The organism is Vibrio sp. 10N.222.47.A9, from assembly GCF_963872585.1.
Classification (GTDB): Bacteria; Pseudomonadota; Gammaproteobacteria; order Enterobacterales; family Vibrionaceae; genus Vibrio; species Vibrio splendidus.
Genome location: NZ_CAWNBB010000053.1, coordinates 6,257 through 26,701, shown reverse-complemented (window position 1 = coordinate 26,701; position 20,445 = coordinate 6,257). Strand labels below are relative to the sequence as shown.

Below are 20,445 nucleotides of genomic sequence, written 5' to 3'. Positions count from 1 at the left end.
GCAAGGTGTGTGAGACCTTGCCTTCATATTACAGACTAATTCAGGATAATTTCCTGAACGAAGCGGCTACCGAAGTAGGCTAATGTGAGCATGCTGGCACCGGCAAGTGCGAACCAAGTGACTTTTTGTCCACGCCAACCTTTCTGATAGTGACCCCATAGAAGGATGGAGTAGATAACCCAAGCAATAAAAGACAATACAGCCTTGTGTGCTTTTCCTTGAGCAAACATATCTTGTACGAAGATAAGGCCAGTCAATAAAGTACCTGTTAATAAGCCATTACCGATCAGAATGATCTTGAAAAGCTGTCTTTCCACCATCATTAAAGGAGGTAGGTTAGGGTTTATCACTAACGCTTTTTTCTTTTTAAGTTTGTGATCTAGCCACGCAAGTTGTAGGGCGTATAGCGCACCGATAGTCAACGTCGCGTATGAGAACAAAGCCAAAGAGATGTGCAGTAGCAGCTTTGGGTCATTCTCTAGATGTTTGATGAACGTGCTTGAAAGAAAAGTGGCAGCCATTAGGTTTAGAGCAGCGAAGCTATAAACAACCGGCAAGATGAACCACAAGCGGGTTTTGAGCATCGCACCGCTCATGACCAAAGAGATGATTAAACTGATCAATGAAGCAACGTTCAAGATACTGAGGTTTTGGCCACTGGCATTAAAAATTAAATCGCCAAGCAACCAAGCATGGAAAGCTAAAGCAAGTAATGCGCTGATAAACACCGTTTTTACGCGGATTCCTGTTTGGTGCACGAGACCTGGAATGATCGTGGAAATCGCCATTGTATAAAGAAAGGCCGCTGCGATCGCAATAAGACTGTCCATGGTATCCATTTAAATGATTACTAATTGGCGAATTATACCTCGCATCGCTCTTTGGGGCTATGGTGAACCTCATTCAATTCCAAGTGAATAATGTCTCACATCACAAGCGTGGATGATTAACGCTCTACAACGGGTATGACTCTAATCCGCGCTAATGTATACTCACAGTAATAGTCGCAGTTTTGAGCGAAGAGAAAACTATGTTTGATAATTTAACGGATCGTCTATCCAAAACGCTGAAGAACATCAGCGGTAAAGGTCGTCTGACCGAAGACAATATAAAAGAGACGCTGCGTGAAGTACGTATGGCGCTACTTGAAGCCGACGTTGCACTGCCAGTTGTCCGCGATTTTGTTAAGCGCGTGAAAGAAGGCGCTGTGGGTGTTGAGGTTTCTAAATCTCTAACACCTGGTCAAGAATTCATTAAGATCGTTCAAGCTGAACTTGAAGCTGTGATGGGTGAGTCTAACGAGGCTCTTGACCTAGCAGCACAGCCGCCAGCCGTTATTTTAATGGCAGGTCTACAAGGTGCGGGTAAAACCACATCGGTAGGTAAGCTATCTAAGCTCCTGACTGAGCGTGACAAGAAGAAAGTTTTGGTTGTGTCTGCCGACGTTTACCGTCCAGCGGCAATCAAACAGCTTGAAACGTTAGCAAGCGATGTTGGCGTCGACTTCTTCCCATCTTCAGCTGATCAAAAGCCTCTTGATATTGCAAACGCTGCAATCGACCATGCGAAGAAGAAATTCTACGACGTGCTAATTGTCGATACTGCTGGTCGTTTGGCTATCGATGAAGAGATGATGGGCGAGATCAAAGAGCTTCATGCTGCCATTAAACCAGTAGAGACTCTGTTCGTTGTTGATGCAATGACTGGTCAAGATGCTGCGAACACTGCAAAAGCTTTTGGTGATACGCTACCACTAACCGGTGTTATCTTGACGAAAGTTGATGGTGATGCGCGAGGTGGTGCTGCACTGTCTGTTCGTCATATCACTGGCAAGCCGATTAAATTCTTAGGTGTTGGTGAAAAGACTGACGCACTAGAACCATTCCACCCAGATCGTGTTGCTTCTCGTATCTTAGGTATGGGCGACGTACTGTCTCTTATTGAAGACCTACAGAAAAACGTTGATACCGAGAAAGCAGAGAAACTGGCTAAGAAGTTCAAAGAGAAGAAAGGCTTTGACCTTGAAGACTTCCGTGAGCAGCTTGGTCAGATGAAAAACATGGGCGGCATGATGGGCATGATGGATAAGCTTCCAGGTATGTCTCAGCTACCAGACAACGTTAAAGATAAAGTTGATGACAAGATGTTCAAGCAAATGGAAGCGATCATCAACTCTATGACAATGAAAGAACGTCAGCGTCCAGACCTAATCAAAGGCTCACGCAAAAAGCGTATTGCTGCAGGTTCTGGTACGCAGGTACAAGATGTAAACCGTATGCTTAAACAGTTCACTCAAATGCAGAAGATGATGAAGAAAATGCAGAAAGGTGGAATGAAAGGCATGATGCGCAACATGCAAGGCATGATGGGCGGCGGTGGAGGTATGGGCGGAATGGGTGGTGGTTTTAACCCGTTTGGTCGATAATCTACAAATGTAAGCTTTAGCTACGTTACTTTTCATAGTGTTAGCCGTGTCACAGAAAGTGTCCGGTTGCTATGTTGGTGAAAAAATAGCTAAAGCCCTTGCATTGCACCGGAATAAGAGTAAAATTCCGGGGCTTTAATTTGGCACGAGACCCCAAGCTATTTACTTATACTTGGGGTTAATTATTTTATTAAGAAAGCAAAGAGGACGACATGGTAACCATTCGTTTGGCACGTCACGGTGCAAAGAAGCGCCCATTTTATCAAATCGTAGTTGCGGATAGCCGTAACTCTGTAACTGGCCGTTTCATCGAGAAAGTAGGTTTCTTTAACCCTACTGCTCAAGGTCAAGAAGAAGGTCTACGTCTAGACCTAGATCGTGTTAACCACTGGGTTGGTCAAGGCGCATCTCTATCTGATCGTGTAGCTAAGCTAGTTAAAGACGCTCAAAAAGCGGCTTAATTCTTTTTTAAAGAGAAATAGCTTATGTCGATGAAGGGTAAAGAAACGATGAGCGAGCAAAATAATAGAATTGTCATGGGTAAACTTGGGTCTACCTATGGTATTCGTGGCTGGCTTAAAGTGTTCTCCTACACAGACAATGCTGAAAGCATATTTGATTACAGCCCTTGGTATTTAAACCAAAAGGGTAAGTGGGTTGAGTACAAAGTTGAGAGCTGGAAACGTCATGGCCAAGGTTATGTATGTAAGCTAGCGGGATTAGATGTTCGTGAAGACGCGCAACTGATGACTAACTTTGAAATTGCTATTGACCCTGCTTCGTTACCTGAATTGTCAGAAGATGAATTCTACTGGCGCGAATTGTTCGGTATGCAAGTTTTTACCACTAAAGGTTACGACCTTGGTGAGGTCACTGACCTATTAGAAACTGGTTCGAACGATGTTCTAGTAATTAAAGCAAATCTTAAAGATGCTTTTGGCCAAAAGGAACGGTTAGTACCGTACCTTGAAGAGCAAGTGATCAAGAAAGTTGATCGCGAAGCTCGCCGGATCGAAGTTGACTGGGATCCTGGATTCTAACTCCAAATTACAGAGCGAGAGAACACATGTGGGTTGGCATTATTAGCCTGTTTCCTGAAATGTTCCGTTCTGTTACTGATTTTGGAGTAACAGGTCAAGCGGTTAAAAAAGGTCTTTTATCTATTGAGACATGGAATCCTCGCGATTTCACTCATGATAAACATCGCACTGTTGATGATAGACCTTACGGTGGTGGTCCTGGCATGTTAATGATGGTTCAGCCTTTGCGCGATGCTATCCAAACTGCCAAGCAAGCAGCACCGGGAAAGACGAAAGTAATCTATCTTTCACCTCAAGGTCGTAAACTCGACCAGAAAGGTGTTGAAGAGTTGGCAACAAACGAGAACTTGCTTCTTATTTGTGGTCGCTATGAAGGGGTAGATGAGCGCATTATTCAATCTGAAGTCGACGAAGAATGGTCGATTGGCGATTTTGTGATGACGGGTGGCGAACTGCCAGCCATGACGTTGATTGATTCAGTCTCTCGGTTTGTTCCGGGTGTGCTTGGAGATTTCGCTTCAGCAGAAGAAGATTCTTTTGCAAATGGTTTGCTAGATTGTCCCCATTATACGCGCCCTGAGGTGCTAGACGATAAAGATGTGCCATCGGTACTCAAGTCTGGAAACCATAAGGACATTCGTCGCTGGCGATTAAAACAATCGTTGGGCCGAACTTGGCTAAGAAGACCAGAGCTCCTGGAAAACCTAGCTCTGACTGACGAACAGGAACAATTACTGGCTGAATTCATTAAAGAGCAACGCTCTTAACGAAAAGCAAGCAGTAACCTATTAAATTTAGTATCAGTTTATTCTAGGAATTTATACAAATGAGCAACATCATCAAGGCTCTTGAAGAAGAGCAACTAAAATCAGACCTTCCTAAATTCGCACCAGGTGACACTGTTGTAGTTCAGGTTAAGGTAAAAGAAGGTGACCGTGAGCGTCTACAGGCTTTCGAAGGCGTTGTAATCGCTATTCGTAACCGTGGTCTACACTCTGCATTCACAGTTCGTAAGATCTCGAACGGTGAAGGCGTAGAGCGTGCGTTCCAAACTCACTCTCCAATGGTTGATAGCATCGAAGTTAAACGCCGTGGTGCAGTACGTCGTGCCAAGTTGTACTACCTACGTGAGCGTTCTGGTAAGTCAGCTCGTATTAAAGAGAAGCTTACTAAGAAGTAATTCTTTTTGCATTCTATCGATAAAAGCGGAGCCATTTGGCTCCGCTTTTTTGTGTCTGCTATTTAGAGCTGAGTAGGTAAGAGAGCCTCAATTCGCTCGTTCCTCGCTCTTGGGGATGACGGACTTAAACGAAACTCACATTTAACTGCATTCCCTAGACTGACGAAGGAAGGAGTAGGGAATCTCTATTCGTACCATGCTATAAGCAATAAAAAAGGATTGACGTTAAACGCCAACCCTTCAAAATTTACTCGGTACGCTAAGTGGCTTAGTGCGGGTCTTCCGACCAACCATCGCTATCTGACATGTCTGGTGCGCCAGCAATGCTGTTCTCTTCGTCTGCCCATTCACCGAAATCAATCATCTGACATTGCTTACTGCAAAACGGGCGGTGTGGGCTTTGTTCGCCCCATTCAACGTCGGCATTACATTGAGGGCATTTAACGATGGTGATTTTTTTCGACATAGTGATTCTTAATTAGAGGGTATTGTAAGAAAGAGTTTAGGCTCGAGTGAAGGCTCAAGCCAAACTATAAAAGGAAATTAATTAGCTGCAGACAGCCAATTCAAATTCGATGTCTTGAGTACAGGCTTGTCCTGTTTCAAAGCTCATGAACTTAACGGCAAAACGGTTTTTATGCCCGGAGATCATCGGGTAAGCACCGTATTGCATTGGAATAGAAAGGCGAAGGATATTCGCTTCATCAGCATCACTCTGGAAGAAGCCAGCGCGAGCAATTTGCTCTTTAAAGTGACCAGTCTCTCTGGTGAGCTTTAACCATAGTGTTAGCGCTTCATACAGAGGCTGTAGGCTATCCATCCAAGCTTTGGCATCTCGCATTCTCTTATCGAGAGGAAGATGCAGCCAATAATGCAGTGCGGGTAAATCAAAGCAGCATGAGCCACCTGGTAAATTAAAGCGTTGACGTATGGCACTCAAGAAGCGGTCTTCTTTAAGTGACTGCCCAAAACGCTCCGCCTGCATCAGTTCACGATAGATGTTACTAATATCGTTGAGTAGTGAAGTCAGCATCTCTTGATCGACACCTTCAACATCTAACCAACTTTTGTAGGTTACACGCTGCTTCTCAATATCTTTTGCAAGTTCACTCTTGAGTTGGATCTGTTCGAAGATTTCAACCAGATCAAAGATGGAACGGAAAAAGAGTTGATACTGTTGAGCATCGGAAAATGTAGAAGACAAGTGCAGCTGCCTCAAGAGTGATTCAACTCTTAAGTAGATGCGTGTTTTCTCATTTAGAGGATGTTCAAATTTGTGGGTGATCATCGAGCAAACCTTCATTCAACATTATTCTATTCTGACCCATCTACAGTACTGATTGCCAGATACTTTTGATGTAAATCTGTGATTTGAGGCAAAAGTTCTTGGTTTTTAGTATGGTTTTTAATCACGTCATCTGCAACTGCTAAGCGTTGTTCTCTTGAAGCCTGTGATTTTAAAATTGATGCAACTTGTTCCCTAGAAACATTATCACGATTCATCGTACGCTCTATTTGCACTTCTGTTGGCACATCAACGATTAATACGCGATCGGCCATACCTTGCATTTGGTTTTCAACCAATAGCGGTGCGACTAATAAACCATAAGGGGATGTGACTTTAGACAGGTCACTGTCAATTTTGTTACGGATCATGGGATGAAGCAGGTCATTGAGCCATTGTTTCTCTATGGGATCCGAGAAGATTAACTCACGCAGCTTACTTCGGTTGAGTGCTCCATCTTCAAGTAAGATAGCCTCACCAAAATGGTCGGTAATCTGCTTTAAGCCGTCACTGCCCACTGCAACGACTTCGCGTGCAACGATATCAGCATCGACAATATCAATATTAAAATGCTCATTGAAGAGGTTAGCAACGGTGGTTTTTCCACTGGCGATACCACCGCTTAATCCGATAATGATTGCCATGGTTAAATTCCTAGTACAGAAGTGAAATACCAGCCCATGATGTCGTTGCCCCACATCAAACTCACCCAACCCGCAATCGCAAGGTAAGGTCCAAAGGGAAAGGCTTTATCTATGCCTTGCTGTTTCAAGCGAAGTTGAATCAAGCCGAAAACTAAACCGACAAGTGAGGATAGAAGAATGATCATTGGGAGATGTTGCCAACCAAGCCAGGCGCCAAGCGCAGCTAGTAACTTGAAATCACCGTAACCCATGCCTTCTTTGCCTGTTAACAGCTTGAACAGCCAATAAACCGACCAAAGTGCTAGGTAGCCTGCCATTGCGCCAATCACTGAGTCTTGAAGCGATACAGGGCTGATATTAAACAGAGCTAACGCGATACCAGACCAAACTAAAGGCAAGGTAATTTGATCAGGCAACAGCATAGTATCGAGATCGATAAAGGTTGCGGTAATCAATGCAAACGTGAAAAAAATCAAAGCAATGGCGTAGTAACTGAAACCAAAGTGGCTCGCGACTACGGTACAAAGTATCGCCGTAAGCAGTTCGACCAATGGGTAACGAGCGCTGATTGGGTTAGCACAGCTATGGCACTTGCCTTTTAAGAACAACCAACTTAATACTGGAATATTGTCGATGATTCTTAATTGGGTTTTACATTTCGGGCAGGTAGAACGAGGGATACTGAGATTGAACTTTCCCTCTGGTGCTGGAATTTTATATTGAGAGAAATACTCCGAGCACTCTTGTTGCCACTCTCGTTCCATCATTATCGGTAAACGGTGTATGACTACGTTGAGGAAACTGCCGATAAGAAGGCTAAAAATGAAAGCTAATACGGGGAATAGCCAAGGATAGTAGTGAAATACTTCCATAGTGTCCTTTACCACTTAATCAAGGTGAGCAGAGGTTGGCTGCTCATGGGTGTTTAGTTGCTTTTAACTATCCTAACACACTCATAAGATTAAAGATCGGTAAGTACATCGCGACAACAAGTCCGCCAACTACGGTGCCTAAAAATACGATGATCAGTGGCTCTAGAATCTTACCTAGGTTATCGACGGTGTTGTCTACTTCGAACTCGTAAATGGAAGCGACTTTATTGAGCATATCATCAAGATTGCCAGACTCTTCACCAATCATCACCATCTGCAAAACCATCTCTGGGAAGGCATTGGTATTGCGCATTGCAATGTACATCGGCATGCCTGCGGCAGTTTCACGGTGAACCTCGATGATGACCGATTCATAATGCAGGTTGCCTGCGGTTTTAGCCGTGGTTTTAAGGCTGGTTAAGATGGGAATCCCAGAACTGAAACTGGTTGAAAGTGTTCGGCTGAACTTTGCAATCGATGCCTTGGTGATGACAGCACCCAAGATAGGAAAGCGTAAGCCAAGGCGACTGGTTGAAAGTCGAATCGAGTAGGATCGCTGACGCAGCTGCTGAAAAGACAGAATTAATAAACCAATACCGATGGCACTATAGAAACTATAAGCCTGCATCCAATGGGAAAGATAAAGCACTTGCTGGGTGAACCAAGGTAAGTCTGCTCCGAAACCAGAAAACATCGATTCAAATTCAGGAATTACCATGGTCAGCATTAAGTAGGAAACGGTAAGGGCGACCGCTACAACCATTGCTGGGTAGATGAGCGCCTTTATAACCTTGGATTTTAGTTGCTCACTCTTTTCACGATAGGTCGCCAAGCGTTCAAATACTTGTGCAAGGTTGCCGGAGAGTTCGCCTGTCGCGACCAAGTCGGTATAGAGGTCATCAAAGTGGCGGCTTGCGGTTCGCATCGCTTTTGAGATTGGCGTGCCGGCTTCTACACCTTTGCAGATGTGCGATAAAATCGATTTCATTTCTGCTTTGCGGTGATTGTCTGACACTAGCTTGATGGCTTGCACGATCGGCACACCAGTTGCCAACATGGTAGCCAGTTGTCGAGTCAAAATAGTGATATCTTTGGCTTTGACTCGATGAGTTAAACGAGTGATTGCTGAGATGCTTTTCTTTTTGATTTTCTTAATCTGAATGTGCTGTTCTTTGAGCTTCTCTCGCACTTCTAATTCGGTGAGTGCTAAGCTCTGCCCTGATACTTTCTTGCCAGAACTATTGATTCCCTTCCAATGGTAGTTTTTTAGTTGTGATTTTTTGCTTTTACTACTCATTTTCGCTCCGTGAATTATAGGTATAGAACACGTTGTAGCTCTTGATAGCTGGTGGTGCCTTCAAGCAGTTTATCTAGCCCTGACTCTTGTAAAGTTCTCATGCCTTCTCGGCGTGCCAAGTTTTCAATGGCTAACGCGTTCGGTTTGTCTATCAGGCTGCTTTTCAGCTGGTCACTAAACGGCATGACTTCATAAATACCGACTCGCCCAGAGTATCCCTGATTACACTCATTGCATCCTTGTGAACTGGCTTTGTATATGATTTGGCTATTGGGAATAGAGTGGCGTAGAAATATATCAGGTGAGTCGTCAGCGGCTTTACAGTGGTCGCACAATCGTCTTGCCAGTCGTTGGGCGATAATCAAACTTAATGATGAAGCGAGGTTAAAAGGTTCTATCCCCATATGAGAGAGGCGAGTCACGGTTTCTGCTGCCGAATTGGTGTGCAGTGTCGAAAGCACTAAGTGGCCTGTTTGCGAGGCTTTGATAGCGATCTCGGCGGTTTCTAAATCTCGGATCTCTCCGACCATCACCACATCAGGATCTTGTCGTAAAAATGATCGCAACGCTTCAGCGAAACCAAAGCCGATCTTAGGCGTCACTTGTACTTGATTGATGCCACACAGGTTAATTTCAACAGGATCTTCGGCTGTTGAGATGTTGCGTTCTGTTGTGTTAAGAACGCGAAGGCCAGTATAAAGAGAAACCGTTTTACCGCTGCCGGTTGGCCCGGTCATTAAGATCATTCCTTGCGGGCGTTTCAATGCATTAAGGTAGAGTGCTTTTTGATCCTCGCTGTAACCGAGCTTATCGATATCGAGACTGGCAGCGCTGCTGTCTAAAAGACGAAGAACGATCTTTTCTCCCCATAATGTTGGCAGTGTAGATACACGCATATCAATCGCCAGTTCGTCATTTAAGCGCAGTTTGATACGACCATCTTGAGGCAAACGACGTTCGGCGATATCAAGTTTGGCGAGAATCTTCAAGCGAGCCGATAGGCGACGACTTAAATGAGAGGCGGGCTGTTGAATTTCGACAAGGATGCCATCGCAACGTAGACGTATGCGGTAGTTTTCTTCATAAGGTTCGAAGTGGATGTCCGATGCGCCTTTACGTGCTGCATCAACCAGTATCTGATTGATAAAGCGACTGACAGGGGAGTCATCTTGGCTAAGGTCTTCAATCGAAGTTATCTCGTCGTCAGATATCTCAACAAGGTTAGCGAGCTCATCTTGAGTGATCTCTTTACGCTTGGAGTCTTGCCCGGAAATCGAACGTCCATACAGCTTTCGTATTGCGCCTTCTAATTCAGAGTAATTAGCGACAACCAATTCAATCTGTAATCCTGTCGCAAAGCGGAAATCGTCTTCAGCTTGTAAATCCGTAGGGTCGGCAGAAGCGAGTGTGAGAGTGGAGTTAGAAACTGAAATCGGGATTGCTCGATATTTGGTGATCAACTCACGAAGCCCTAACTGTTCACACAAAGGCTCATAGTCCGTATTGGCCAGTTGCACTAACGGCAAACCGAAGATGGTTTTTATGCTATTTGCCAAGGAATCGCCGCTGAATAAATCAAGAACGAGCAAAGCTTCAGGTGTTGAAACACCTGAAGCTTGTACATGTTCCACAACGGCTTGTTCTTGAGTCAGGTTAAGTAATCCTGCCTGACGAAGAACGGTTGGGAGGTTGGTGAGCATTAAGGGTTAGCACAGCCGTCTAAAGTTCCGGCATTAGCCGATAACTCACATCCCCAGCCTGTACTTGCATCTCGAGTCATTGTTACAGTTGCTCCTGATATTGAGCTATTGGAACCAAATGTAAAAACAAGGCCACTTGCTGCAAGCGTGGTTGTCCCTAAGTTATTTGCATTCTCTGTTGTTCCTAATTGTGCAGCGGTTGTTGGAAAACTACCTTCCTCTTGAACGTGTAATTCTGCAGTTGTAACTAGAGCTTTTAACGTAGCTAAACCTGAAGAGGCTTCACTACGCGTTACATAGTTTTGGTACGCAGGTACAGCTATCGCCGACAACACACCAATAATCGCCACGACGATCATCAATTCAATCAGCGTAAAGCCTTTCTGATTTGTTCTTTTACTTTTGTTATTCATTGTTCTATTCCATTGTTTAGTTTGTTTCAGCGCAAGCACTGGTTGATGGAAAGAATAGAAGTCGGAATGGGGAAGTGGAATGGTGTTCAGGTGTGGTCGCGAGTGGTTTCGTATTTATTAGTGTGGTGTTTCATATGGCTCGCAAAATTATGCGACCAACTTAAATAAGTGATTGAAATACTGATAAATTAGGCAATAAAAAAGGCACGGTAGTTAACCGTGCCTTTATGAATAAGTTATTTATATTTCAATAGATTAAGCTTTAAATCTCATTGATAAATCCATCGCTTTTAGATGCTTAGTGAGTGCACCAACAGAGATGTAATCAACACCCGTTTCAGCGAACTCTGCGATAGTGTCTAGAGTGACATTACCTGAGTTTTCTAATGCAGCGCGGCCCGCATTGATTTTAACCGCTTCACGCATCATGTCAGTGGTGAAGTTATCTAGCATGATGATGTCTGCGCCAGCGCTGATCGCTTGCTCTAACTCTTCTAGGCTTTCCGTTTCAACTTCCACAGGCTTACCAGGGTTAAGCTCTTTTGCTGTCGAGATAGCTTTCTCAATACCACCACAGGCGATGATGTGGTTTTCTTTGATTAGGTAAGCATCAAAAACGCCAATACGGTGGTTGAAACCGCCACCACAAGCGACAGCGTATTTTAGTGCGCTGCGAAGACCTGGAATTGTTTTGCGAGTGTCTAACAGGCGGCATTCTGTGTGCTTAACTTTGTCTGCGTAGATCGCTGTTGTTGTCGCACAGCCAGATAGTGTTTGAATGAAGTTCATGGCATTACGCTCACCGGTTAATAGCGCACGTGCTGGGCCAGTTAAGCTACAAAGCGTTTGGTTTGGTTCAACCTTGTCGCCATCTTCTACGTTCCACTCGATAGTCACTTCACCGCCCAATTGCTTAAACACTTCATCAGCCCAAGCTTTACCACAGAACACACCGTGCTCACGGGTAATGATGGTAGCGCTGTTGATTGCGTCTGCTGGGATTAGACTTGCCGTAATATCAGCCGCTGGATCTAACGTTCCGCCTAGATCTTCTTTGATGGTCTCAGCCACTGAGCGAGTGATCTCTAGAGGCAGTTGCTCTTTTAAGTAGTCAAGGCGTTGGTGGCTGTTATGTGTGTTTTTCATCGCAAATCTAATCTTGAAAGGGAGTGGGAATGGAATGATACTCTTGCTTAACTTCAAATTAAAGAGGCTAGCGTGACTGCTCTATGGGTAAGGTCACATCTTATTGTGCTAGCAGAAAAGAAAGTGAGACCAAGATGACGATCAGCTTCAATGGATGGTATGACAACGCTCGGCATGTTCCTTCCCCGTATTTTGATGTTAGACCTAGCGTCGACGATATCTCTCTGCTGGTGGTTCATAACATTAGTTTACCTCCGGGGCAATTTGGTGGGCCTTACATCGAACAGTTTTTTACGGGCAAACTTGACCCAGAAGAACACCCGTTTTTTCAAGTGATTCACCAAATGGGTGTGTCTGCACACTGCTTGATTCGTCGTGATGGTGAGGTTGTGCAGTTTGTTTCGTTCCTTGATAGAGCTTGGCACGCTGGCCAGTCCAGCTTTGCCGGCCGTGAAAGGTGTAATGATTACTCGATTGGTATTGAACTGGAAGGCAGTGACTTTGTGGCTTACACCGAGCAGCAGTATCAAGCGCTTACCCAATTAACGGAAACACTGGTATCGAGCTTCCCTCAAATTACCACTGAACGAATCACAGGCCACCAATATATTGCGCCGCTGCGCAAAACCGATCCTGGCTTGGTTTTCGACTGGCAGAAATTTAAAGAAAAGCTCAAGGGCTAAGCCTCAACTTTAGATAGCCTTGCTGCTGTTAGGCGTTGAATAGTCAACGCCTGGCATAATGACTTGTGAATTTTTGTTGTTGCTATGTAAAGAAAGTGGTGGAGAGGAGAGCATCAATAAATCGAGAGTGTGACGAGCTTATCAAACGCTAATTTATTAAAACTTATGAACAGAATTTCCATCCTAAATGTGCGCTTGGTTTGATTTTTAAACAAGTGGCACTAATCTTTCTGAAACAATTCATTTTTATCCTGAAACTTTCTAGCACGAAACCTCCCCAAAAGTATTACCCCTGTAAATGGTAAGACCAATTTGGTTGCTGTTTTAAATTTCATTTGTTAAATCATGGTTAATTCATGCTGTGTTCTATGATGCAGGTCAATTTTGCACTGGACAGTGGCGTTTTAATTATGTTAATTTCTGCCCAACTTAAAATTGGTATTACCAATTGTCAGCGAAGAAAAAGAAGAACAACAAACTATGGCTTATCAAAGGATTCGTCAGCCAAAACTCTCGGACGTTATCGAACAAGAGTTAGAAAGGTTGATAGTGGAAGGAACACTGGCTCCAGGGCAGCAGTTGCCGCCTGAGCGCGAACTAGCGAAACAGTTCGATGTGTCTCGTCCTTCAATCCGAGAAGCGATACAACGTTTAGAAGCAAAACGCTTGCTTACTCGCCGTCAAGGTGGAGGTACGTTTGTTAGCGAAAATATCTGGAAAAGCTTTTCAGATCCTTTGCTTAATTTGTTGTCGTCCCATTCTGAAACCCAACTAGACTTGTTGGAATCGCGTCATGCGATGGAAGGGATTTCGGCTTACTTTGCGGCATTGCGTGGCACTGATGAAGACTTTGCTCGAATTCAAGCATGCCAAGAAAAAATTCACGGCGCGCAAGATAAGGGTGATATTGAAGCCGAATCTGCAGCAGTGATGGCTTTTCTTATTGCTTTAACAGAGGCAGCGCACAATGTGGTGTTATTACACATTGTTCGTAGTTTGGCTCCGTTACTCGAACAAAATGTCTTAGAAAATTTAAAGCTGTTGCATCGTCGTAAAGACGTTGTGGAGAAAGTGAGTATACATCGAGCTAACATTGTAGATGCGATCGTTTCAGGGCAGCCAGAACAGGCGCGTGAAATGTCACATTCTCATTTAGCTTACATCGAAGAAACATTGATGGATTTGACCAAAGAAGAATCGCGCCGCGAACGTTCTTTACGTCGAATTCAACAGGGTAAATAGCCGTAATACTTCGGCTATTTACGTGTTTAGTAGAATCCAACTAACAAAAAGGATAGATCGCCATGTCTGACATGAAGCATGACGTTGATGCTCTGGAAACTCAAGATTGGTTAGAAGCTCTTGAGTCAGTAGTACGTGAAGAAGGTGTAGAACGTGCACAGTTTTTACTAGAACAAGTTCTAGATAAAGCGCGTTTAGATGGTGTTGATATGGCTACAGGCATCAACACAAACTACATCAACACAATTCCAGCAGCACAAGAGCCAGCTTACCCTGGTGACGTAACTCTTGAGCGTCGTATTCGTTCGATTATTCGCTGGAACGCAATCATGATTGTATTGCGTGCTTCTAAGAAAGACCTAGACCTTGGTGGTCACATGGCTTCTTACCAGTCAGCTGCAGCGTTCTACGAAGTATGTTTCAACCACTTCTTCCGTGCTCCAAACGAGACAGACGGTGGCGATCTAGTTTACTACCAAGGTCACATCTCTCCAGGTATCTACTCTCGTGCATTCGTTGAAGGTCGTCTAACTGAAGAACAGCTAGATAACTTCCGTCAAGAAGTTGATGGTAAAGGTATCCCTTCTTACCCGCACCCGAAACTGATGCCTGAGTTCTGGCAGTTCCCTACTGTATCTATGGGTCTTGGTCCGATCTCTGCGATCTACCAAGCGCGCTTCCTTAAGTACCTTGACGGCCGTGGCCTGAAAGAAACTTCAGCGCAACGTGTATACGCGTTCCTAGGTGACGGTGAGATGGATGAGCCAGAATCACGTGGTGCTATCTCTTTCGCTGCGCGTGAGAAGCTAGACAACTTATGTTTCCTAATCAACTGTAACCTACAGCGTCTAGACGGCCCTGTAATGGGTAACGGTAGCATCATCCAAGAACTTGAAGGCCTATTTAAAGGCGCAGGTTGGAACGTTGTTAAAGTTATCTGGGGTAGCAACTGGGATTCACTACTGGCTAAAGACACGACTGGTAAGCTTCTTCAACTAATGAACGAAACTATCGATGGTGACTACCAGACATTCAAATCTAAAGATGGCGCATACGTACGTGAGCACTTCTTTGGTAAGTACCCAGAAACAGCTGCACTAGTTGCAGACATGACTGATGACGAAATCTTCGCTCTTAAGCGTGGTGGTCACGATTCTTCTAAATTGTTTGCTGCATTCAACAATGCAAAAGAGACAAACGGTAAGCCAACTGTAATCCTAGCTAAGACTGTTAAAGGTTACGGTATGGGTGATGCAGCTGAAGGTAAGAACATTGCACACGGTGTTAAGAAAATGGACATGACTCATGTTCAACACCTACGTGATCGCCTAGGCCTAGAAGACATTCTTTCTGATGAGAAAATCACAGAGCTTCCTTACCTGAAGTTAGAAGAAGGCACGCCTGAGTACGAATACATGCACGCTCGTCGTAACGCTCTTCACGGTTACACGCCTGCACGTCTTCCTAAGTTTACTCAAGAGTTCAAGGTTCCTGAGCTAGACGCATTCGCACCTCTACTAGGTGAGCAGAAGCGTGATATCTCTACAACTATGGCTTATGTACGTACGCTAAACATCCTTCTTAAAGATAAGAACATTGGTAAGAACATTGTTCCTATCATCTGTGATGAAGCTCGTACATTCGGTATGGAAGGTCTATTCCGTCAGGTTGGTATCTACAACCCACACGGTCAAGAATACACACCTGAAGATAAAGGCATCGTTTCTTACTACAAAGAAGCAACGTCTGGTCAAGTTCTTCAAGAAGGTATCAACGAACTAGGTTCTATGGCTTCATGGGTTGCTGCTGCAACTTCATACAGCACAAACGATCTACCGATGATCCCGTTCTACATCTACTACTCAATGTTCGGTTTCCAACGTATTGGCGACATGGCTTGGTTAGCAGGCGACCAACAAGCTCGTGGCTTCCTACTAGGTGCTACTGCAGGTCGTACAACACTGAATGGTGAAGGTCTACAGCACGAAGATGGTCACTCGCATATTCAAGCGAACACGATCCCTAACTGTATCTCTTACGACCCAACGTTTGCTTACGAGCTAGCGGTTATCATGCAAGACGGTATCCGTCGCATGTACGGTGAGAACCAAGAGAACGTTTACTACTACCTAACAGTAATGAACGAGAACTACGCAATGCCAGCAATGCCAGAAGGCGCTGAAGAAGGCATTCGTAAGGGTATTTACAAGCTTGAATCTCACGCTGGTGCTAAGGGCAAAGTTCAACTAATGAGCTCTGGTACTATCATGAACGAAGCGCGTAAAGCGGCTGAAATTCTAAGCGAAGAGTACGGCGTAGCATCTGACGTATTCTCTGTAACGTCGTTCAACGAACTAACTCGTGACGGCCAAGCAGTAGAGCGTGACAACATGCTTCACCCAGAAGCTGAAGAGAAAGTACCGTACATCACGACTGTTCTTGGTAAAGAACCTGCAATCGCAGTGACTGACTACATGAAGAACTACGCTGAGCAAGTACGTGCGTACATGCCAACTGAGTCTTACAAAGTACTTGGTACAGATGGTTTCGGCCGTTCTGACAGCCGTGCAAACCTACGTCGTCACTTCGAAGTTAACGCTGGCTACATCGTAGTTGCAGCTCTAACTGAACTGGCTAAACGTGGTGATATCGAGAAGTCTGTAGTTGCACAAGCAATTGCTAAGTTCGATATCGACACTGAAAAAACTAACCCGCAATACGCATAAGACTGGCATTAAGGTAGGTAAATACAATGACAATCGAAATTAATGTACCAGACATCGGTGCTGACGAGGTTGAAGTAACTGAGATTCTTGTAAACGTTGGCGACAAGGTTGAAGAAGAGCAGTCACTGATCACTGTTGAAGGCGACAAAGCTTCAATGGAAGTTCCTGCGTCTCAAGCGGGTATCGTTAAAGAAATCAAGATTTCAGAAGGTGATTCTGTTTCTACTGGTTCTCTTATCATGATCTTCGAAGCGGAAGGTGCTGCAGCAGCACCGGCTGCGCCAGCAGTTGAAGCGGCGGCACCAGTTGCAGCTGCTCCTGCAGCAGCTGAGCTTAAAGAAGTTCACGTTCCTGATATCGGCGGTGATGAAGTTGAAGTAACTGAAATCATGGTAGCTATCGGCGACGCAGTAGAAGAAGAGCAATCTCTTCTTACTGTTGAAGGTGACAAGGCTTCAATGGAAGTACCTGCACCATTCGCTGGTATCGTTAAAGAAATCAAGATCGCTTCTGGTGATTCAGTATCTACTGGTTCTCTAGTGATGGTATTTGAAGTGGCAGGTTCTGGCGCTCCAGTTGCAGCAGCTCCTGCTCCAGCGGCGGCACCAGTTGCAGCGGCTCCAGCAGCATCTGCTGAGAAAGAAGTGAACGTTCCTGATATCGGTGGCGACGAAGTAGAAGTTACTGAAATCATGGTAGCGGTTGGCGACACAGTAGAAGAAGAGCAATCTCTAATTACTGTTGAAGGCGACAAAGCTTCAATGGAAGTGCCTGCACCATTCGCTGGTACAGTAAAAGAAATCAAGATTGCAGCTGGCGACAAAGTGTCAACAGGCTCTTCAATCATGACTTTCGTTGTTGAAGGCGCAGCTCCAGTAGCAGTAGCGGCTTCCGCTCCAGCACAAGCAGCAGCTCCGGCAGCAGCACCTGCACCTAAAGCAGAAGCAGTAGCTCCAGCAGCTGGCGACTTCCAAGAGAACGGTGACTACGCGCACGCTTCTCCAGTTGTTCGTCGTCTTGCTCGCGAATTTGGCGTTAACCTTTCTAAGGTTAAAGGTACTGGTCGTAAGAGCCGTATCCTTAAAGAAGATGTTCAGTCTTACGTTAAAGATGCACTTAAGCGTCTAGAGTCTGGTGCTGCAGCATCTGGCAAAGGTGGCGACGGTTCTGCTCTTGGTCTACTACCGTGGCCAAAAGTTGACTTCAGCAAGTTCGGCGAAACTGAAGTTCAGAAGCTTTCTAAGATTAAGAAGATCTCTGGCGCTAACCTGCACCGTAACTGGGTAATGATCCCGCACGTTACACAGTGGGACAACGCAGATATCACTGAGCTAGAAGCATTCCGTAAAGAACAGAATGCAATCGAAGCGAAGAAAGACACTGGCATGAAGATCACGCCACTTGTGTTCATCATGAAAGCTGTTGCTAAAGCGTTAGAAGCATTCCCTGCATTCAACTCGTCTCTATCTGACGATGGCGAAAGCATCATTCTTAAGAAGTACGTAAACGTGGGTATCGCAGTTGATACACCAAACGGCCTAGTTGTTCCTGTTTTCAAAGACGTGAACAAGAAAGGTATTTACGAGCTATCTGAAGAACTAATGGTTGTTTCTAAGAAAGCACGCTCTGGTAAGCTAACAGCAGCAGACATGCAAGGCGGTTGTTTCACAATCTCTAGCCTTGGTGGTATTGGCGGTACTGCATTTACTCCAATCGTAAATGCTCCAGAAGTAGGTATCCTAGGTGTATCTAAGTCTGAGATTAAGCCAGTTTGGAATGGTAAAGAGTTCCAACCACGTCTACAGCTTCCACTGTCTCTATCATACGATCACCGCGTGATCGATGGTGCTGAAGGTGCACGCTTCATTACTTTCCTAAACAGCGCACTATCTGACATTCGTCGTCTAGTACTGTAATTGAGAAAGTAATTATTAAGGTGACTTTCGGGTCACCTTAATTCTTTATATAAAGACTATTTTTAGAGAACAGTTTCCGGCATTTCTCATAAACTGCGGGGGAATTGTTGTCTAGCTCACAGGCTAACTTAAAGCTACTTTCACACTGTTAACATCTCTGTAAAATGTTTCCTGTTTGAAAGCCCAATAATTTTAAGAACATCTACTCAGCCTGTTAGGGATAATGACTACAAGAGGTCACAATGAGCAAAGAAATTAAAGCCCAAGTTGTTGTACTTGGTTCAGGTCCTGCTGGCTACTCAGCGGCATTCCGTTGTGCGGATTTAGGTCTAGAAACAGTACTAGTTGAACGTTACAGCACTCTTGGTGGTGTATGTCTAAACGTTGGTTGTATTCCATCAAAAGCACTTCTTCACGTATCTAAAGTAATTGAAGAAGCAAAAGCGATGGCAGAGCACGGCGTTGTATTCGGTGAGCCACAAACGGACATCAACAAAGTTCGTATCTGGAAAGACAAAGTAGTTGATCAACTGACTGGCGGTCTTGGCGGTATGGCTAAGATGCGTAATGTTACTGTTGTTAACGGTTTCGGTAAGTTTACTGGTCCTAACAGCATCGAAGTTGTTGGCGAAGAAACGACAACAATTAACTTTGATAATGCAATCATTGCAGCGGGTTCTCGCCCAATCAAACTTCCGTTCATCCCACATGAAGACCCACGTATTTGGGATTCTACGGATGCACTAGAACTAAACGAAGTACCAGAAAAACTGCTTATCATGGGCGGTGGTATCATCGGTCTTGAGATGGGTACGGTTTACCACTCTCTAGGTTCTAAAGTTGAAGTTGTTGAGATGTTCGATCAAGTTATCCCAGCTGCGGATAAAGACATCGTTAAAGTCTTCACTAAACGCATCAAGAACAAGTTCAAGCTAATGCTTGAAACTAAAGTGACTGCTGTTGAAGCGAAAGAAGATGGTATCTACGTTTCAATGGAAGGCAAAAAAGCACCAGCTGAAGCTGAGCGCTACGATGCTGTTCTTGTTGCTATCGGTCGTGTTCCAAACGGTGCACTTATCGACGCTGAAAAAGCGGGTATCGAAGTTGATGAGCGTGGTTTCATCAATGTTGATAAGCAAATGCGTACTAACGTTCCTCACATCCACGCGATCGGTGACGTTGTTGGTCAACCAATGCTTGCTCACAAAGGTGTGCATGAAGGTCACGTAGCTGCTGAAGTTATCTCTGGTAAGAAGCACTACTTCGATCCTAAAGTAATTCCATCAATTGCGTACACTGAGCCAGAAGTTGCTTGGGTAGGTAAGACTGAGAAAGAAGCGAAAGCGGAAGGCCTGAACTACGAAGTTGCTACTTTCCCTTGGGCTGCTTCTGGTCGTGCAATCGCTTCAGACTGTGCTGACGGTATGACTAAGATGATCTTCGATAAAGATACTCATCGCGTAATCGGTGGTGCTGTTGTTGGTACTAACGGTGGTGAACTTCTTGGCGAAATCGGCCTAGCAATCGAAATGGGTTGTGATGCAGAAGATATCGCATTGACTATCCACGCTCACCCAACTCTACACGAGTCTGTTGGTCTAGCTGCGGAAGTATTCGAAGGTTCAATCACTGACCTTCCAAACAAAAAAGCAGTAAAAAAGAAGAAGTAATTCTTCTTTAGCCACTCGCTAATGTTTTTAAAAGCCGCTGATTCGTCAGCGGTTTTTTTATGTCTGAAGTAAGGAACAGGAACGTTTCACTCCGAGATGCGAGTACGCTGCGCTCGGGATGCGAAGAGCGATTATATACGACAAAAAAAGGGTTGACCGATTAGGCCAACCCTTAAATCTTTTTACTCGAATCTCGAATCTCGAAT

At 44.7% G+C, this 20,445-nt stretch carries 19 protein-coding genes; 10 read left to right on the top strand and 9 right to left on the bottom strand.

Features of this window, described 5'->3' with window-relative positions; genetic code table 11:
• Positions 1–35: 35 nt before the first annotated feature.
• Entirely contained in the window at positions 36–830 is a 795-nt protein-coding gene (locus AACT19_RS17215) for a cytochrome C assembly family protein (protein ID WP_017079954.1), read from the bottom strand.
• A gap of 200 nt (positions 831–1,030) precedes the next feature.
• On the opposite strand from AACT19_RS17215, the gene ffh reads away from it, so the two are divergent.
• The 5 genes from ffh (at position 1,031) to rplS (ending at position 4,645) form a co-directional block, all read left to right on the top strand.
• The gene (gene ffh / locus AACT19_RS17210; protein WP_076647690.1) at positions 1,031–2,425 is read left to right on the top strand and encodes a signal recognition particle protein; all 1,395 of its coding nucleotides are present in this window, start codon (positions 1,031–1,033) and stop codon (positions 2,423–2,425) included.
• A gap of 212 nt (positions 2,426–2,637) precedes the next feature.
• Complete coding sequence (rpsP, locus tag AACT19_RS17205) at positions 2,638–2,886, top strand: 30S ribosomal protein S16 (protein ID WP_004735508.1); 249 nt, start codon at positions 2,638–2,640, stop codon at positions 2,884–2,886.
• A 24-nt stretch (positions 2,887–2,910) separates the two neighbouring features.
• Positions 2,911–3,465 (top strand): ribosome maturation factor RimM, encoded by a 555-nt coding sequence (rimM, locus tag AACT19_RS17200; protein ID WP_004735510.1) that lies wholly within the window; start codon positions 2,911–2,913, stop codon positions 3,463–3,465.
• A 26-nt stretch (positions 3,466–3,491) separates the two neighbouring features.
• Positions 3,492–4,232, top strand: coding sequence for a tRNA (guanosine(37)-N1)-methyltransferase TrmD (trmD, locus tag AACT19_RS17195; protein ID WP_004735512.1), 741 nt, complete (start codon positions 3,492–3,494; stop codon positions 4,230–4,232).
• A 59-nt stretch (positions 4,233–4,291) separates the two neighbouring features.
• Positions 4,292–4,645 carry a 50S ribosomal protein L19 gene (gene rplS / locus AACT19_RS17190; RefSeq protein ID WP_004735514.1) on the top strand — a complete coding sequence of 118 codons (354 nt, stop codon included), beginning with the start codon at positions 4,292–4,294 and terminating at the stop codon, positions 4,643–4,645.
• Between the two features lie 268 nt (positions 4,646–4,913).
• Here the strand turns inward: rplS and yacG are convergent, their stop codons facing one another.
• From yacG to nadC, 8 genes are all read right to left on the bottom strand, one after another.
• Positions 4,914–5,111 carry a DNA gyrase inhibitor YacG gene (gene yacG / locus AACT19_RS17185; RefSeq protein WP_004735515.1) on the bottom strand — a complete coding sequence of 66 codons (198 nt, stop codon included), beginning with the start codon at positions 5,109–5,111 and terminating at the stop codon, positions 4,914–4,916.
• A gap of 81 nt (positions 5,112–5,192) precedes the next feature.
• Positions 5,193–5,933, bottom strand: a complete 741-nt coding sequence (zapD, locus tag AACT19_RS17180; protein WP_017088714.1) for a cell division protein ZapD — start codon at positions 5,931–5,933, stop codon at positions 5,193–5,195.
• 26 nt (positions 5,934–5,959) lie between these two features.
• Positions 5,960–6,574, bottom strand: coding sequence for a dephospho-CoA kinase (gene coaE / locus AACT19_RS17175; RefSeq protein ID WP_076647687.1), 615 nt, complete (start codon positions 6,572–6,574; stop codon positions 5,960–5,962).
• A 2-nt stretch (positions 6,575–6,576) separates the two neighbouring features.
• Positions 6,577–7,446, bottom strand: coding sequence for a prepilin peptidase (locus tag AACT19_RS17170; RefSeq protein WP_004735439.1), 870 nt, complete (start codon positions 7,444–7,446; stop codon positions 6,577–6,579).
• A 67-nt stretch (positions 7,447–7,513) separates the two neighbouring features.
• Positions 7,514–8,743 carry a type II secretion system F family protein gene (locus AACT19_RS17165; protein ID WP_076647684.1) on the bottom strand — a complete coding sequence of 410 codons (1,230 nt, stop codon included), beginning with the start codon at positions 8,741–8,743 and terminating at the stop codon, positions 7,514–7,516.
• Between the two features lie 14 nt (positions 8,744–8,757).
• Positions 8,758–10,443: a type IV-A pilus assembly ATPase PilB gene (gene pilB / locus AACT19_RS17160; protein ID WP_076647681.1), complete on the bottom strand. Its 1,686-nt coding sequence runs from the start codon at positions 10,441–10,443 to the stop codon at positions 8,758–8,760.
• Complete coding sequence (locus AACT19_RS17155) at positions 10,443–10,856, bottom strand: pilin (RefSeq protein ID WP_076647678.1); 414 nt, start codon at positions 10,854–10,856, stop codon at positions 10,443–10,445. Before AACT19_RS17155 ends, pilB begins: the two co-directional genes overlap by 1 nt.
• A gap of 255 nt (positions 10,857–11,111) precedes the next feature.
• Positions 11,112–12,002 (bottom strand): carboxylating nicotinate-nucleotide diphosphorylase, encoded by an 891-nt coding sequence (gene nadC, locus AACT19_RS17150; RefSeq protein WP_061022514.1) that lies wholly within the window; start codon positions 12,000–12,002, stop codon positions 11,112–11,114.
• Positions 12,003–12,085: 83 nt separating this feature from the next.
• Here nadC and ampD point away from each other — a divergent pair, with 83 nt between their 5' ends.
• The 5 genes from ampD to lpdA all read left to right on the top strand — a co-directional run bounded on the left by ampD (position 12,086) and on the right by lpdA (position 20,239).
• Positions 12,086–12,685 (top strand): 1,6-anhydro-N-acetylmuramyl-L-alanine amidase AmpD, encoded by a 600-nt coding sequence (ampD, locus tag AACT19_RS17145; RefSeq protein ID WP_017087406.1) that lies wholly within the window; start codon positions 12,086–12,088, stop codon positions 12,683–12,685.
• A gap of 480 nt (positions 12,686–13,165) precedes the next feature.
• Positions 13,166–13,927, top strand: a complete 762-nt coding sequence (pdhR, locus tag AACT19_RS17140) for a pyruvate dehydrogenase complex transcriptional repressor PdhR (protein WP_004735446.1) — start codon at positions 13,166–13,168, stop codon at positions 13,925–13,927.
• Positions 13,928–13,989: 62 nt separating this feature from the next.
• Positions 13,990–16,653 (top strand): pyruvate dehydrogenase (acetyl-transferring), homodimeric type, encoded by a 2,664-nt coding sequence (gene aceE, locus AACT19_RS17135; RefSeq protein WP_076647675.1) that lies wholly within the window; start codon positions 13,990–13,992, stop codon positions 16,651–16,653.
• Positions 16,654–16,679: 26 nt separating this feature from the next.
• Complete coding sequence (gene aceF, locus AACT19_RS17130; protein ID WP_061022511.1) at positions 16,680–18,569, top strand: pyruvate dehydrogenase complex dihydrolipoyllysine-residue acetyltransferase; 1,890 nt, start codon at positions 16,680–16,682, stop codon at positions 18,567–18,569.
• A 242-nt stretch (positions 18,570–18,811) separates the two neighbouring features.
• Positions 18,812–20,239: a dihydrolipoyl dehydrogenase gene (lpdA, locus tag AACT19_RS17125; RefSeq protein ID WP_004735450.1), complete on the top strand. Its 1,428-nt coding sequence runs from the start codon at positions 18,812–18,814 to the stop codon at positions 20,237–20,239.
• The last annotated feature ends 206 nt before the right edge of the window (positions 20,240–20,445 follow it).

What these genes read in the sequence shown, in the direction of transcription:
- pdhR (WP_004735446.1), top strand. Translation starts at nt 13,166, where the DNA reads ATGGCTTATCAAAGGATTCGTCAGCCAAAACTCTCGGACGTTATCGAA.
- ffh (WP_076647690.1), top strand. Translation starts at nt 1,031, where the DNA reads ATGTTTGATAATTTAACGGATCGTCTATCCAAAACGCTGAAGAACATC.
- coaE (WP_076647687.1), bottom strand. Translation starts at nt 6,574, where the DNA reads ATGGCAATCATTATCGGATTAAGCGGTGGTATCGCCAGTGGAAAAACC.
- lpdA (WP_004735450.1), top strand. Translation starts at nt 18,812, where the DNA reads ATGAGCAAAGAAATTAAAGCCCAAGTTGTTGTACTTGGTTCAGGTCCT.
- AACT19_RS17155 (WP_076647678.1), bottom strand. Translation starts at nt 10,856, where the DNA reads ATGAATAACAAAAGTAAAAGAACAAATCAGAAAGGCTTTACGCTGATT.
- rimM (WP_004735510.1), top strand. Translation starts at nt 2,911, where the DNA reads ATGTCGATGAAGGGTAAAGAAACGATGAGCGAGCAAAATAATAGAATT.
- ampD (WP_017087406.1), top strand. Translation starts at nt 12,086, where the DNA reads ATGGGTAAGGTCACATCTTATTGTGCTAGCAGAAAAGAAAGTGAGACC.
- yacG (WP_004735515.1), bottom strand. Translation starts at nt 5,111, where the DNA reads ATGTCGAAAAAAATCACCATCGTTAAATGCCCTCAATGTAATGCCGAC.
- pilB (WP_076647681.1), bottom strand. Translation starts at nt 10,443, where the DNA reads ATGCTCACCAACCTCCCAACCGTTCTTCGTCAGGCAGGATTACTTAAC.
- nadC (WP_061022514.1), bottom strand. Translation starts at nt 12,002, where the DNA reads ATGAAAAACACACATAACAGCCACCAACGCCTTGACTACTTAAAAGAG.
- aceE (WP_076647675.1), top strand. Translation starts at nt 13,990, where the DNA reads ATGTCTGACATGAAGCATGACGTTGATGCTCTGGAAACTCAAGATTGG.
- trmD (WP_004735512.1), top strand. Translation starts at nt 3,492, where the DNA reads ATGTGGGTTGGCATTATTAGCCTGTTTCCTGAAATGTTCCGTTCTGTT.
- rpsP (WP_004735508.1), top strand. Translation starts at nt 2,638, where the DNA reads ATGGTAACCATTCGTTTGGCACGTCACGGTGCAAAGAAGCGCCCATTT.
- rplS (WP_004735514.1), top strand. Translation starts at nt 4,292, where the DNA reads ATGAGCAACATCATCAAGGCTCTTGAAGAAGAGCAACTAAAATCAGAC.
- AACT19_RS17165 (WP_076647684.1), bottom strand. Translation starts at nt 8,743, where the DNA reads ATGAGTAGTAAAAGCAAAAAATCACAACTAAAAAACTACCATTGGAAG.
- aceF (WP_061022511.1), top strand. Translation starts at nt 16,680, where the DNA reads ATGACAATCGAAATTAATGTACCAGACATCGGTGCTGACGAGGTTGAA.
- AACT19_RS17170 (WP_004735439.1), bottom strand. Translation starts at nt 7,446, where the DNA reads ATGGAAGTATTTCACTACTATCCTTGGCTATTCCCCGTATTAGCTTTC.
- AACT19_RS17215 (WP_017079954.1), bottom strand. Translation starts at nt 830, where the DNA reads ATGGACAGTCTTATTGCGATCGCAGCGGCCTTTCTTTATACAATGGCG.
- zapD (WP_017088714.1), bottom strand. Translation starts at nt 5,933, where the DNA reads ATGATCACCCACAAATTTGAACATCCTCTAAATGAGAAAACACGCATC.